This is a genomic window from Flavobacterium sp. (assembly GCF_043773265.1).
Classification (GTDB): domain Bacteria; phylum Bacteroidota; class Bacteroidia; order Flavobacteriales; family Flavobacteriaceae; genus Flavobacterium.
On the sequence record NZ_JAYVFH010000241.1, the window covers coordinates 1 to 14325 of the forward strand.

Consider the following 14325-nt stretch of genomic DNA (forward strand, 5'->3'; position numbering starts at 1 on the left):
TGAGAGTGCAAAACTAAACATATTTTTACCTATAACAAACCTTTTTATACCTTTTTTTTTGGTTTTTTATAATCACCTGAAATCGAAGTGTTTGTTGAAAATTAATTATCAGTTTTAAAATGGAATAGCTTTAAAAACATTTTTATTGACTAAATGTTTTCTTAATTTAATCAAAATAAATTGTCTTTGAAGGAGATATTTTAGTAATTATATATGAAGGAAATAAAAGAACTAAAAGACAAACTAATATTGTGACAATATTCAAACTGAAAATATATAGAAAATTTATATAAACAGGTGCGATATTTACATAATAACTCTCAGGATTTAGTTTAATAACTTGAAAGTGTTTTTGAACAAGAAGAAGTCCTATACCTATTATATTTCCGAAGAACAGACCTCTGACTATTAAATAAAATGAATTATAAAGAAAAATTTTTCTAATAGACCAATTATTAGAACCCATTGATTTTAATATCCCTATCATTTGAGTTCTTTCTAAAATTAAAACTAAGAGAGCAACTGCCATATTGATTGTTGAAACAACTATCATTATTATTATTATGACAACAATATTAAAATCAAAAAGCTTTAGCCAATCAAATATATAATAGTATTTTTCAACTATGGTTTGCGAATTTAATGTTGATGATATTTCTTTGTAAACTTCTTCTCCTTTCTCATTAATTTTAGTAAAATCATCAATAAAAATCTCAAATGAACCAACTTCATTTGTCTTCCATTTATTTATTTTTTGAACATGACGAATATCTCCAATAACATAAGAGGCATCAAACTCTTGAAAACCTGAATTATAAATTCCAACAATTATGAATCTTCTACTTTTAGGCAATTTATTTTGTTCATCTTTCATGAAGAAAGTATTAAAACCATCACCAAGTTTAAGATTTAGTCGATTAGACAAATATTCTGAAATAACAATCTCATTATTTAAGTCTGATTTTAATTTAGGAATAATGCCAGAAATTAAATATTCATTAAAATTTTCCCACTGATAATCCTTACCAACCCCTTTAAACAATATTGGCTCAAAAGATGTTTCAGTTCTAATCATTCCAGCTTTAGTTGCAACGGCTTGGATATGAGTTATCCCATTAACAGAGTTGAATTTAGGATAAAACTTTTGATGAATTGATATCGGATTAGTACTAACATCAGAGTCATTTCCATTAAAATTTGAAATTATTATATGTCCATTAAAAGCAGAAACTTTTTGGCGTATTTTTTGCTGTAATCCAATTCCAGTAGCTATAGAAACAATCATCATAATCATTCCAAGTGCAATTGCTGCAATAGCAATTTTTATTATTGGTGCAGATATACTACTTTTATGATCTTTAGAAGTAATAAGGCGTTTTGCTATGAAATGTTCTAGATTCAAAAGTTAATGATTTTTGCAAAGATATTTGTTTTTGCATCAAAGACTCATAGTTATTATTTTAAGTTTAAAAAAAATATGAAACATTTAATTAAAATTAGTTTGATTTTTTTGTGTTATTTATTTATTTCCTCCTCATGTGGAAGTAATAAAAAAAGAGAAAAAATAAAGAATGAGGGTAAAAAAACAGAAGGCTTTAGACTCAAAAATGAAGAAAACAAAATTCAAAAACAATCAGAAATAGTAGATTTTAGTTTTGGGATAAAAACAGGAGCCGAAAACTTATCAGAATATTTACCATTACTAAAAAACAAAAAAATTGCTGTAATAACCAATCAAACTGGCATTGTAAGAACCATTAAGTACACCAAAGCTACGTCTATGGATAATGAAAGTAAAGAAATAATAACAAATAATATTGTAGACTTCTTACTAAATAATAAAATTAATATACAAAAAATATTCGCACCAGAACACGGTTTTCGAGGTACAGCAGATGCAGGAGAACAAATTGTTGACGGAAAAGACACAAAAACCAATTTACCAATAATTTCGCTTTATGGAAGTTACAAAAAACCAAAACCAGAACAATTAGCCGATATAGATATAATGATTTTCGACTTACAAGATGTTGGTGCAAGATTTTATACCTATATATCATCTTTACATTATATAATGGAATCATGTGCAGAAAACAAAATTAAACTTATAGTTTTAGATAGACCAAATCCTAACGGAAATATTGTAGATGGTCCAATTTTGGAAAAAGAATTCACGAGTTTTGTTGGTATGCACCAAATTCCGTTGCTTCACGGAATGACTATTGGCGAATATGCACAAATGATTAATGGCGAAAAATGGCTAGAAAATGGAGCTATATGCGACTTAAAAGTAATTCCTTGTTTAAATTACAAACGTGAAATGACTTATAGCTTACCTATAAAACCATCTCCAAATTTACCAAATGATCAAGCAATAAATTTATATGCCAGTTTGTGTTTGTTTGAAGGAACTAATGTAAGTGTTGGTCGTGGTACAGAAATGCAATTTCAAATTTATGGCTCTCCATTTTTACCAAAAGGCAATTTTAATTTTACACCTATTCCAAATTTTGGAGCCAAAGAACCAGTTTATAAAGATCAAATTTGTAACGGCGAAAACTTGACAAAAACCACAAAAGTTGACAAATTAGAAATCAAGTGGTTAATTAAAGCATATCAATCAACTGCTGATAAATCAAAATTTTTTAATAATTTCTTCACTAAACTAGCTGGAACAAAAAAACTTCAACAACAAATAGAATCTGGAGTTTCCGAAGCAGAAATTAGAAAATCTTGGGAGAAAGGATTAATCGATTTTAAAAAAATGAGACAAAAATATCTAATTTATTAAATTATTATTCTCAATTTTATTTTTTAAAAAAAGAAAACTATAATACAATGCATAAACTAAACCTGATAAGAAAACAAAAGTAAAAACAGACATTACTATAACTTCAAAAACTAAATATTCAAAACTATTTTCTCTAATATCACTATCAATAAATGCACCAAAAACTGAAAGTAAAAGTGACATTATATAAATTCCTAATATAATAAAAACATGTTTCATAGATGTATTTTATTATAAAACGAAAAAATATTAATAATAGTATTACAATGTAAGTTTTAACTTCATTTTTTCCACAATATTATAAGCAGCAGGACAAACACTAATGTTCTTTAAAGTTAAATCTGTTATTTGTTGAAACTTTTTTCTATCAGTATGCGGAAATTCTCTACACGCTTTTGGTCGAACATCATAAATAAAACATTTATTATCCAAATCTAAAAAGCTACAAGGAACAGTTTGCAATACATAATCTTTATCTTCATCAACTCTTAAATATTGTTCAATGAATTGTTGTGGTTTTTGTCTTAAATGTTTTGAAATTCTTTCAATATCAGCACTTGTAAAAAGAGGACCAGTAGTTTTACAACAATTGGCACAATCTAAACAATTCGTTTTTTTAAACTCTGCATCGTGCAAATCTTGCATTACATAGTCTAAATTCTTTGGCGTTTTCTTTTTTAGCTTATCAAAATACTTTTTGTTTTCGATATGACTATCTTTGGCTAGTTTTACTAGTTCGTTTAGTTGTGGTTTCAAGTTTAAAGTTTAAAGTTGAGCTACAAAGTTAATCAACTTAAAACCTCAAACCTTAAACTTTGAACAAAAAGTAATGAAAGACCTTTTCGGATTAGCTATTCTAGATTTTCAAACCAACAATGCTCCAGAAGATATAATTACTGAAACTTCAATATCTGAAGCAGATCAAATGAGTATTTCCTATCTTTTTAGAAATTTTAAAAAAATGCCAAAGCTTGAACAAAAAGCGCTTCAACTTTGCAAAGGAAAAATTCTAGATGTTGGTTGTGGTGCAGGAAGTCATAGTTTGTATTTACAAGAAAAAGGTTTTGATGTTAAAGCAATAGACATATCTAAAAACGCAATAAAAACGTGTCAACTTCGTGGATTAAAAAATACTTCCGTTCAAAATATTTTAGACTTAAAAAACGATAAGTTCGATACCATTCTACTATTAATGAACGGAACTGGAATTTTTGAAACACTATCCAAAACAAGCAAATATCTCAAAAAATTAAAATCACTTCTAAGCCCAAATGGTCAAATTCTTATAGATTCTTCTGACATTATTTATATGTATGATGAAAACCAAGATGGCTCAATATCAATTCCGGCAAATGGTTATTATGGCGAACTAACTTTTACAATTCAATATAAAAACGAATTAGAAAAACCTTTTCCGTGGTTATTTTTAGATTTTAATACACTTCAAAACATCGCTTTTGCAAATAATATAAAATGCGAATTAATTCAAGAAGGCGAACATTATGATTATTTAGCTAAATTATTTTTATAAAAAAACTAATACTAAAACATCAATTTTTTAGAGCCAATTCCAGCATTACATTACAATTTTGCTCAATAAAATCTATTTTTCTAACTATAAAACGTGCTTCCTTTGGTCGCAGTTTTATACCAAGAAAAATTAGAATTTATTTTCACAAAGATTTTCATTACATTCTGGGCTAAACCATCCTTATACTTCTATCAAATCTGTAGTTTCAATAATATCCTCAATAGCTTGGTACAAAACATCCAAATCTTCTTGACAATTATATACATTTATAGAAAATCTCAAGTATAATTTATCATTCAAAGGCATTACAGGAACTTGAATTTTATATTTTTCATACAATAAATCCTTCAACTCAATTGCATTTTTTGTATTCACAGCAACACTTGCCATTTGTCCAAGAAATTCTTCCGATACAGGACAAATTGGTTTGGTGTTTAATAAATCACAAAAACGTTGATAATTATCTAAAACCATTTTCTTGCATGCTTTAGATTTTTCTTTCCAGTTATTCTCTTCCAAAAATTCAATCACTCTTGGAGTACAAAGAAAAGACGAATAATCATTAGTTCCTTGATATTCATGATAATCTAAAAACCTGCTTTCACTCGGGAACATACTTTCGTAACCCCAACTTACAACCAAAGGATCAATACCTTCTTGAAATTCATTTTTTACATAAAGAAACGAACTTCCTTTTGGAGCCAACATCCATTTATGCAATGTTCCAGTATAAAAATCGGGATTCAACTCTTTTATATTCAAATCAATATGACCAGGAACATGTGCGCCATCAATTATTGTAATCAATCCTATTCTTCTAGCTTTATCGCAAATTTCCTTTACAGGAAAAATTAAAGCCGTTGAGCTAGAAATTTGATTTAAAAAAATCACTTTTGTGTTAGAATTATATCCTTTCCAAAATTCTTCAATTATTTGCTCCTTAGAAACTATTGGCAAAGAAATTTCTTGACGAACATATTTAACACCATTTTTTTTACAATAAAAATTCCAAGTTCTATCCATTGCGCCATATTCATGGTTGGTTGTCAAGATTTCATCACCAACTTCTAGCTTTAAACTTCGCATTATAGTATTTACTGCAACAGTTGGATTAGGTGTAAAAAAGAAATCTTCAACATAGCAACCAATAAATTTTGCCAAAGTTTTTTTTGCTTCATTTAAATAAATTGGTAATTTCTTTTGAATAAAATTTACAGGTTCGGTTTCTAATTCTAACTGAAATCTTTGATATTCTTCAAAAATTGGTTTTGGGCAAGCGCCAAACGAACCATGATTTAAAAAAGTGATTGTTTTATCTAAAAGAAATTGCGGTTTCATAAAATTAGTTTTTTGTAAAAATAAAAAATCTCAACCTATTATCGATTGAGATTTCTGAATTTTAATAATTTAAAAAATATAGTAAAGTTATTTTTCTTCTTTTTCGGCAATTGGAACATGTAACATAATTGGAATCAAATAATTACATCTTATTTTTTTTCCATTATGTTCTGCCGGCATCCATTTTGGGCAAGATTTTAAAACTCTAATAGCTTCATTTGCAGTTCCAAAACCAATATCTTTCAAAACTTTTATTTCAGATATTGAACCATCTTTTTCTACAATAAAGTTAACTAAAATTTTTCCGCCAGTAAATGATTCATCATCTGGCATGTTAAAGGAACGACCAACATACTGAAAAAACTTTTGCATTCCACCAGGAAATTCTGGCTTAACTTCTACTTGAGCCATATTATATATTGTTTCATCACCAAAAGTCACTTCTTTTGGACCTTCCATTACAGGTTCCAAAGTTTGACTTTGCGCATTTCCCATTTCAAATAAAAATAAGGCAACTATAAATAAAAATAAATTTTTCATATTAATTTTTTATTAAAAAATCCTAATCAAAATTCTATTTGATTAGGATTTATATTTATTTAGGAATTTGCATACTTATTGGTATCACAAAAGAACATCTAACAATTTTTCCGTTTTGTTCTGCTGGCTTCCATTTTTCGGCCAATTTAAAAACTCTAATTGCTTCTTCTGCACTACCAAAACCTGCATCTTTTATAACTATTATGTCAGTAATACTTCCATCTTTTTCAATTACAAAGCTCACAATTACTTTACCACCTTTAAAATCTTTATGCTCAGGAACTATAAAATTTTTACCAATAAAATTATAAAAACTCTGAATTCCGCCAGGATATTCTGGCAAAACATCTATTCCTGCAGTGTTATAGATATTATTATCTAGATTTTGTGGTGCTTCAACTACCATTTCTTGAGCTGAAAGAAACTGAAAACCAAATACAATTATAAAAAATAGTTTTTTCATAAACAATTATTCCATGTATTTAGCCATAAGAGCTTGTACTTCGCCAGAAACTTCCATCATAGATTCTTGTGACTTTGTTGTAATTGTTTCTGCTTTTTCATTCATTTTTTTACCAACTGGACTTTCATAAAAAGCCAACATTGCTTTAATATCTTCTTTTGTATATTCTTCCATGTATAATTTTGCTGTTCCGTCTTGAATTTTTGTAATTATACCATCAAACTCTACAAGAAATGCAGCTTGTTTTGCTTCTGGAATCATTGCGAGAACTTGCTTTTTTGCAGCAGCCATTTGTCCTCCAGAACCACTTAGTTGAATTACTTTCATCACGTCAGCTTTAAAAGCTGCGTCTTCTTGAGAAAATCCAAATTGAACTACTAATACTAATGCGAATGTTAAAATAAGTTTTTTCATGTTGTAAATTTTTGGTTTTAAAATTTTTATAAATATATAATTTTCAATTATTATGCCAAAATTATTTTTAATTAATTTGGTAACAAAGTATTTGTTATTCTAATTGTAAAATAAAAATTATTACTTATTAAGGAATATTCAAATATTTATGGGTTTGTAAAGAAACTCGCCATTTTGGATTTTTCATTACATAATCAACAATAAGCGGTGTCATTTCTTCTTTTTTGCTCCATTCTGGCTGAAGAAAAAGTATAGCATTTTTATTTACTTTCTCGGCTTGTTCTTCGGCAAAAATAAAATCGTGTTTGTTGTAGATAATTACTTTTAGTTCATTTGCAATTGAATATGCATCAGCTACTGGCAATTTATTTTTCTTTGGCGACAGGCAAAACCAATCCCAAGTTCCTGTTACAGGATAACAACCAGAGGTTTCTATATGTACTTTTAAGTCTTGATTTTTTAGCTTTTGAGTAAGCAATGTCATGTCCCAAGTTAATGGTTCTCCACCAGTTATTACAACTGTGTCTGCATATTTTTTAGCGTTTTCAACAATTAAATCAATATTAGTTGGCGGATGCAATTCGGCATTCCAACTTTCTTTTACATCACACCAATGGCAACCTACATCACAACCTCCAATTCTAATAAAGTATGCTGCTGTACCTGTATGAAATCCTTCGCCTTGAATGGTGTAGAATTCTTCCATTAAAGGTAGCATTTCGCCTTTATCTACTGCTATTTGTATATTTTTTTCTAACATTACAAAAATTAAAACGGCTAACATTTTAGCCCTGATGTAAAGGAAAATCCTTTTTATTTTTATAAAAAGATTTGGAAAGACAGCAGGAATTACCATTACTGATAAAGCCCAAGCCATTCGCTACTGATTATTTTTCTCTAATATATATATCTATTGGAACTCCCGAGAAATCCCAGTTTTCTCGAATTTTATTTTCAAGAAAACGTTTGTATGCTTCTTTTACATATTGTGGCAAGTTGGCAAAAAACACAAATTGTGGTGTTGGAGTTGGCAATTGCATGCAATATTTAATTTTTACATGTTTTCCTTTTAAAGCTGGTGGCGGATGATTTTCGATAATTTTCAACATATAGTCGTTAAACTTGGATGTCGAAATTCTTTGTGCTCTGTTTTCGAAAACTTTAACTGTTTCTTCCAACGCTTTTAACAATCGTTGCTTGGTTATAGCAGAAACGAAAAGAATTGGAACGTCAGTAAATGGTTGCAGTTGTTCACGAATTTTATTTTCATAATCACGTGTTGACATAGTATCTTTTTCGACCAAATCCCATTTGTTGACCAATATTAAAACACCTTTTCTGTTTTTTTCTGCAAGCCAAAAAATGCTTTGATCTTGACCTTCAAATCCACGAGTTGCATCTATAATTAGGATGCACACGTCAGAATGTTCAATAGCACGAACAGAACGCATCACAGAATAAAATTCTAAATCTTCTTTAACTTTGGCTTTTCTTCTAATTCCGGCGGTGTCAACAAGGTTAAATTCAAATCCAAATCGGTCAAATTTTGTGTCAATCGAATCTCGAGTTGTACCAGCAATATCGGTTACAATATACCTGTCTTTTCCGATTAGTGCATTAATAAAACTAGATTTTCCAGCATTTGGTCGTCCAACTACAGCAAATCTTGGTAACAGAATTTCTTCTTGTGTTGGTTCAGGTTTTATTGGAAAAGCATCGATTAATGCGTCTAATAAATCTCCTGTTCCGCTTCCAGATATACTTGCAAAGGTATAATATTCACCCAATCCTAAATTATAAAACTCAATTGCATCTTTTTCGCGCATCGAGTTATCTACTTTATTTACTGCTAATAAAACTGGCTTTGTTACTTTACGAAGTAACTTGGCAACAGCATCATCCATTGGTGTTATTCCTTCTTCAACGTCTACAACAAATATAATTACATCGGCTTCATCGATTGCTAGTTCTACTTGCTTACGAATTTCAGCTTCAAAAACGTCATCACTACCACGAATATATCCACCAGTATCAATTACAGAAAATTCCTTTCCGTTCCATTCGCTTTTTCCGTAGTTTCTATCTCGAGTTACTCCCGAAACTGAATCTACAATAGCTTCTCTTCTTTGAATCAACCGATTAAATAGTGTCGATTTTCCTACATTCGGTCTTCCAACAATGGCAACAATGTTATTCATAAGGCATTTTTAATATTTTGCAAAGGTACTGTTTTTAGTGTTCAGTTGTTAGTAATCAGTAATCAGTGTTCAGTTGTTAGTGTTCAGTGGTCAGTTGTTAGTGTTTAGTTAAAAAAAATAAACTTTGAAAATCTTTTTTAAACTTGAAAAAGTAAACATTATGAAAATCTTATATTAAAAGTAGAGTAATTATAAAACAATTAGAATTAATATAAATTTTATAACCTAAAATTTCAATTATTTGAATAATATAAAAATTTACGAGAATAAAACTGAACACTAAAAACTGAACACTGATTGCTACTGATTATACCCAAATCGTTTCAACATATTGGTATTGCTTCTCCAATTTTTATTAACCTTAACATACATTTCTAAGTGAATTTGCTTGCCAAAGAATTTTTCTAAATCTTGTCGCGATTCAACACCAACTCGTTTCAATGCTTCACCTTTATGACCAATGATAATTCCTTTTTGTGTATCACGTTCAACCATTATCAAGGCACGAATTCTTATAATTTTATCGTCTTCTAAAAATTCTTCAGTTTCAATTTCTACCGAATATGGAATTTCTTTATTATAATATAATAAAATTTTCTCTCTAATAGTTTCATTCACAAAGAAACGCTCAGGTTTATCGGTCAAAGTATCTTTAGGATAATAAGCAGGTGATTCTGGTAAAAGTGATATAATTCTAGAAAAAACTTCTGGAACATTAAAATTTTTCAATGCAGATATTGGGAAGATTTCAGCGTTAGGAACTTTAGCAGTCCAAAAAGCAACTTGCTCTTCAAGTTGAACTTGATTGGAATTGTCAATTTTATTCAACAACAATAATACAGGGATTTTAGCATGAATGATTTTATTAAAAAATGCTTCGTCTTTCAGTTCTTGTTCTCCAATTTCTACCATATAAATTAAAACATCGGCATCTTCAAAAGCAGATTTCACAAAATTCATCATTGATTCTTGCATTTCATACGCAGGTTTGATTATTCCTGGCGTATCTGAAAGAATCATTTGAAAATCCTCACCATTTACAATTCCAAGAATTCTATGACGTGTTGTTTGTGCTTTTGAAGTGATTATTGACAATCTTTCGCCTACAAAAGCATTCATCAATGTTGATTTTCCAACGTTTGGATTTCCTATAATGTTTACAAAACCTGCTTTGTGAGTCATTTAAAATGATTTAATTTACTGCAAAGGTAGTCATATCAAGCGAATAGTAGAAATAAAAGATTTTTAAATTTTTTGTTGCGCGTATTGATATTCGTTGTATATTTGCACTCGAAACATCGCGGGATAGAGCAGTAGGCAGCTCGTCGGGCTCATAACCCGAAGGTCACAGGTTCGAGTCCTGTTCCCGCTACTAGAGAAGCCATTCTGAAAAGAGTGGCTTTTATTTTTTTATTAGAAATTTAGTTTATGAAAAGAGTAGTTGATTACAGAAAATTATTAGAAGTTGACAAAAATGTAACTTTAAAAGAATTAAAAACTATTTACAGAAATAGTATGAAGGATAATCATCCTGATAAATATGTAAATGACGAAGCAGGAAAATTGGCTGCAGAAGAAACAAGTAAAAACATTATTGGAGCTTACCATTTTTTGGTAAGTATTTCAAATGAAACACTTGAGAAAAATCTTCCAGAATACCAGGAAACAATTAATAATTTTAACATTCTTGATTTTCGTTTAGAGAAACAAACTTTGTTGATTACACATTTAAATGGTGTTTCATATGAGTATATTGGTGTTCCAAGAAACTTATATGTAAAAATGGTAAATGCAGAATCTCCAAATCGTTTTGCAAAACGTCATATTTATGGTAATTTTATTTATAGAAAATCTGGAGAAGGAACTGAAGAATAATTCTCAAAATAATATTAAGCAAAAAATGAAACCGTCTCACAACTGAGGCGGTTTTTTTATGATTAATTTGGAAGTTATATTATTATTTTTATATTTATAGTGTTTATATACAGATAATTAATATGAATTTCAGAGACCATAATCAAAGACAAACGGCATTATTTCCACATTCATTTGAAGATTTAATTCCAACTTCACATCCAGTTCGAGTTGTTGATCTAGTTGTTGAGCAACTAAATCTTCAAGGACTTATTAAAACCTATAAAAAAGAGGTAATCCAAGTTATCATCCAAAAATGTTGCTCAAAGTGATGTTGTATTCTTACATGACAAACATCTATTCATCACGGAAGATTGAGCAAGCTCTTCGTGAAAACATCAATTTTAAGTGGTTGTTCTCAATGACAATTGTGGATCATAATACTGTGAACTGTTTTAGAAGCAATAAATTGCAAGACACTTTTAAAAAAATCTTCAAACAAGTAGTTTTATTGTTCCTTTTTCAGGAAAACTACCAGTGCCAAATTTCTCATAATCTTTTCGCCATTTATTAAGCATCGTAACTCGTATGCCTAATTCTCTGGCTAGTTCTGTAATGTTTGATTGTTCATTACTCAATTCTACTGCTTTTAGCTTAAATGAAGTGCTGTAAATTTTACGGATTGTTTTCATTTTCTAAAATTAAGATTTTTCTCTTAACATTGTCACCATGCTAAGTTAGTATATCCAGTGAACAGATTAAAATTAATACACTCTTGATTCTGGATTTTGCTTCATCAAAATTAATATATAAGTCAGTAGTAGCTATCGATGTTTTCTATGGCTTAATCTTATAAAATCATACAACCTTTTCATTGAATTATATAACATACCATATATTAATAAACATACCTTTAGGCCGATAATTTTAGGATGAATTCTTTTAATTTCTATTAATAGGAATTACGAAATGAAATATAGTTTTATTGCATCCCCATTGTACAATATTGATTTTCGGAAGTCAATATAATTAACTAAAAAATTTAGGAATAACAATAATTACTGATTTATTAATTAAAAAAATTTGAACTATGAAACATTATTCAATTTTATTTTTTGCAGCGGTTTTAATTTTCTCCTGTAACAAGGATGAAATTGTTCCCGATGGAACCGAAGGAGCAGCAAACAGATCAGATGCTCCGGGCAACTTACACACAAGGGTGCTCAACAATCAATTAAATTTCCCATGGGAAATTCTTTGGGGACCAGATAATTTTATTTGGTTTACGGAAAGAGAAGGACGAGTGAAAAGGATGAATCCACAGACCGGTCAGACAATACTAGTAGCTACCATTAGTGAAGTTGCTTCAACTACAGACTATAATGGTTTGCTTGGCATGGCTTTACATCCTCAGTTTAGCGCTAATCCATATGTTTACCTTGTCTATAATTATTTTGGCACGAATGGAGATTATCTTCAAAAAATTGTAAGGTATACTTATAGTGGAAGTGCTCTCAATTCTCCATTGGTATTGGTTGATGGTATTGTAGGAAAGATTGGCGGAGATTTTATTCACAATGGAAGCCGTCTTGTGATTGGCCCAGATATGAAATTGTATGCCACTACTGGAGATGCTAATCTGAGATTTGATCTTCCGCAAAACACCACTTCTCTTAATGGAAAAGTGCTGCGAATAAACTTAGATGGCACAATTCCACTTGATAATCCATACGGTAATGCAATATGGACAGTTGGACACCGCAATGCACAAGGTTTAGTTTTCGCTTTAGGAAGATTGTACAGTTCTGAACATGGCGAAACAACTAATGATGAAATAAATATTATTGAGGGTAATCGCAATTATGGATGGCCTTTCGTAGAGGGATTTTGTGATTTACCTGCCGAACAATCGTTTTGCACAGCTAACAATGTAAAAGAGCCAATATTTACCTGGACACCAACCGTAGCAACAAGTGGAACAGAATTTTACAATAGCAATCATATTAGTCAATGGAAAAGATCATTGTTAGTAACGTTTCTTAAAGACCGGAAATTACGTCAAATGAAACTAAATGCGTCCGGTATTGCAGTTGAAAGTGTGAAAGAATACTTTGTTGGGGAATATGGGCGACTTCGTGATGTAGCTATTTCACCTGACGGAAAAGTTTATCTGTGTACTGACAATGGTAACAATTCTGATATGATTATTGAGGTAACCAAAGGAAACTAGTATAAAATTGCCGGCAAAACTAAAGGATCATCAAAGTTTATTTTTAATCATTTGTTTTAAATAAATAAAGGAGCATTAAGCTTCTTTATTGTTATAATGCAAATTTAAGATTACACTGTTTACTTCTTTCATAGTGCGTTCTCATTGCATAATCGATTACTATTTGTATCTTAAATAAATTGGGGGAAAAATACTTTTTATAAAATCAGGACATTTCATAAAAAAACTACATACAATGACGTGGTAACGAAATCAGTGATTATTTCACAACAATAAATGATTTTTTAACTTTAGTAAAAGCATCTCTATTTGAGATGCTTTTTTGTAATTCTTAATTAAAAACAGTCTGATTATTCAATAAATTATTTAGATTATTTCGAAAATATTAAATTTAAAGTTTAATATAAATCCCAAGAAAATAATTATTAGGGACTTATATGAATCAAAAATTGAGGATAAGAAAGCTTTAATTAACAAAGTAGAAAAGTACGTTAAGCATTTAAAATGAATTAACTTTTATTAAATAATTTATAAAGTTTTCTAAAAAAAAATAAATTAAATTGATAAAACCCAAGTTATTTAAATACTTATAAAATATAGATTTTAAACAAACAATTTCAAAAACATATAGAAGCAGCTATTGAAACGCATTATCAATGAGTTAATTTTAATTGCTAATATCCTCAAAATTGTATAAGGTTTATTTTTAACAAAGTATATTTAGAATTAAACTTAAATTGAATAAACATAGTGAAGTCTTTATAATTTTAATTCAAACAAAAAAATATAAAATATAATTGTAGCAATCCTTAAAATAAAAAAAACACCCAACAAAAGTTGAGTGTTTAAACAATTGCATATTAAATAATCTACATTTTAGTAATAATAAATTCAGATCTTCTATTAAGTTGGTGTTGTTCTTCAGTGCAACTTGATGCGTTTGTTGGCTCACAACCACAGTCGTTT

Annotated in this window: 17 protein-coding genes and 1 tRNA gene; 7 read left to right on the top strand and 11 right to left on the bottom strand. The window is 29.3% G+C overall.

What is annotated here, in order from left to right:
- Positions 1–166: 166 nt before the first annotated feature.
- A complete protein-coding gene (locus tag ACH2BO_RS12955; protein ID WP_395045152.1) occupies positions 167–1402 on the bottom strand; it encodes an ABC transporter permease in 1236 nt (411 codons plus the stop codon).
- Between the two features lie 75 nt (positions 1403–1477).
- Here ACH2BO_RS12955 and ACH2BO_RS12960 point away from each other — a divergent pair, with 75 nt between their 5' ends.
- Complete coding sequence (locus tag ACH2BO_RS12960; RefSeq protein ID WP_395045153.1) at positions 1478–2791, top strand: exo-beta-N-acetylmuramidase NamZ domain-containing protein; 1314 nt, start codon at positions 1478–1480, stop codon at positions 2789–2791.
- Here ACH2BO_RS12960 and ACH2BO_RS12965 read toward each other — a convergent pair.
- Together ACH2BO_RS12965 and ACH2BO_RS12970 are read right to left on the bottom strand one after the other, a co-directional pair.
- Positions 2780–3010, bottom strand: coding sequence for a hypothetical protein (locus ACH2BO_RS12965; RefSeq protein ID WP_395045154.1), 231 nt, complete (start codon positions 3008–3010; stop codon positions 2780–2782). The two genes, ACH2BO_RS12960 and ACH2BO_RS12965, sit on opposite strands and share 12 nt — an antisense overlap.
- 42 nt (positions 3011–3052) lie before the next feature.
- Positions 3053–3547: a YkgJ family cysteine cluster protein gene (locus ACH2BO_RS12970; protein ID WP_395045155.1), complete on the bottom strand. Its 495-nt coding sequence runs from the start codon at positions 3545–3547 to the stop codon at positions 3053–3055.
- A 73-nt stretch (positions 3548–3620) separates the two neighbouring features.
- Between ACH2BO_RS12970 and ACH2BO_RS12975 the strand changes: the two genes are divergently transcribed.
- The gene (locus ACH2BO_RS12975) at positions 3621–4322 is read left to right on the top strand and encodes a class I SAM-dependent methyltransferase (protein ID WP_395045156.1); all 702 of its coding nucleotides are present in this window, start codon (positions 3621–3623) and stop codon (positions 4320–4322) included.
- A gap of 180 nt (positions 4323–4502) precedes the next feature.
- Here ACH2BO_RS12975 and ACH2BO_RS12980 read toward each other — a convergent pair whose 3' ends face one another.
- The 7 genes from ACH2BO_RS12980 to era form a co-directional block, all read right to left on the bottom strand.
- Entirely contained in the window at positions 4503–5660 is a 1158-nt protein-coding gene (locus tag ACH2BO_RS12980) for an aminotransferase class V-fold PLP-dependent enzyme (RefSeq protein ID WP_395045157.1), read from the bottom strand.
- Positions 5661–5747: 87 nt separating this feature from the next.
- Positions 5748–6200: an energy transducer TonB gene (locus ACH2BO_RS12985; protein WP_395045158.1), complete on the bottom strand. Its 453-nt coding sequence runs from the start codon at positions 6198–6200 to the stop codon at positions 5748–5750.
- A 55-nt stretch (positions 6201–6255) separates the two neighbouring features.
- A complete protein-coding gene (locus ACH2BO_RS12990; RefSeq protein WP_395045159.1) occupies positions 6256–6663 on the bottom strand; it encodes an energy transducer TonB in 408 nt (135 codons plus the stop codon).
- Between the two features lie 6 nt (positions 6664–6669).
- The gene (locus ACH2BO_RS12995; protein WP_395045160.1) at positions 6670–7077 is read right to left on the bottom strand and encodes a DUF2059 domain-containing protein; all 408 of its coding nucleotides are present in this window, start codon (positions 7075–7077) and stop codon (positions 6670–6672) included.
- A gap of 127 nt (positions 7078–7204) precedes the next feature.
- Complete coding sequence (locus tag ACH2BO_RS13000; protein ID WP_395045167.1) at positions 7205–7837, bottom strand: 7-carboxy-7-deazaguanine synthase QueE; 633 nt, start codon at positions 7835–7837, stop codon at positions 7205–7207.
- A 127-nt stretch (positions 7838–7964) separates the two neighbouring features.
- Positions 7965–9275: a ribosome biogenesis GTPase Der gene (der, locus tag ACH2BO_RS13005; protein ID WP_395045161.1), complete on the bottom strand. Its 1311-nt coding sequence runs from the start codon at positions 9273–9275 to the stop codon at positions 7965–7967.
- Between the two features lie 300 nt (positions 9276–9575).
- A complete protein-coding gene (gene era / locus ACH2BO_RS13010) occupies positions 9576–10457 on the bottom strand; it encodes a GTPase Era (RefSeq protein WP_395045162.1) in 882 nt (293 codons plus the stop codon).
- Positions 10458–10574: 117 nt separating this feature from the next.
- Here era and ACH2BO_RS13015 point away from each other — a divergent pair.
- The 4 genes from ACH2BO_RS13015 to ACH2BO_RS13030 all read left to right on the top strand — a co-directional run bounded on the left by ACH2BO_RS13015 (position 10575) and on the right by ACH2BO_RS13030 (position 11703).
- Positions 10575–10647, top strand: a tRNA-Met gene (locus tag ACH2BO_RS13015).
- 56 nt (positions 10648–10703) lie between these two features.
- The gene (locus ACH2BO_RS13020; RefSeq protein ID WP_395045163.1) at positions 10704–11150 is read left to right on the top strand and encodes a KTSC domain-containing protein; all 447 of its coding nucleotides are present in this window, start codon (positions 10704–10706) and stop codon (positions 11148–11150) included.
- Between the two features lie 122 nt (positions 11151–11272).
- Positions 11273–11461, top strand: a complete 189-nt coding sequence (locus tag ACH2BO_RS13025; RefSeq protein WP_395045164.1) for a hypothetical protein — start codon at positions 11273–11275, stop codon at positions 11459–11461.
- A 14-nt stretch (positions 11462–11475) separates the two neighbouring features.
- On the top strand, positions 11476–11703 hold the full coding sequence (locus ACH2BO_RS13030) for a transposase (RefSeq protein WP_395045168.1): 228 nt from the start codon (positions 11476–11478) through the stop codon (positions 11701–11703).
- Here ACH2BO_RS13030 and ACH2BO_RS13035 read toward each other — a convergent pair.
- A complete protein-coding gene (locus tag ACH2BO_RS13035; protein WP_395045165.1) occupies positions 11624–11821 on the bottom strand; it encodes a transposase in 198 nt (65 codons plus the stop codon). The two genes, ACH2BO_RS13030 and ACH2BO_RS13035, sit on opposite strands and share 80 nt — an antisense overlap.
- A 398-nt stretch (positions 11822–12219) precedes the next feature.
- On the opposite strand from ACH2BO_RS13035, the gene ACH2BO_RS13040 reads away from it, so the two are divergent.
- A complete protein-coding gene (locus ACH2BO_RS13040; protein ID WP_395045166.1) occupies positions 12220–13359 on the top strand; it encodes a PQQ-dependent sugar dehydrogenase in 1140 nt (379 codons plus the stop codon).
- Positions 13360–14325 lie beyond the last annotated feature (966 nt).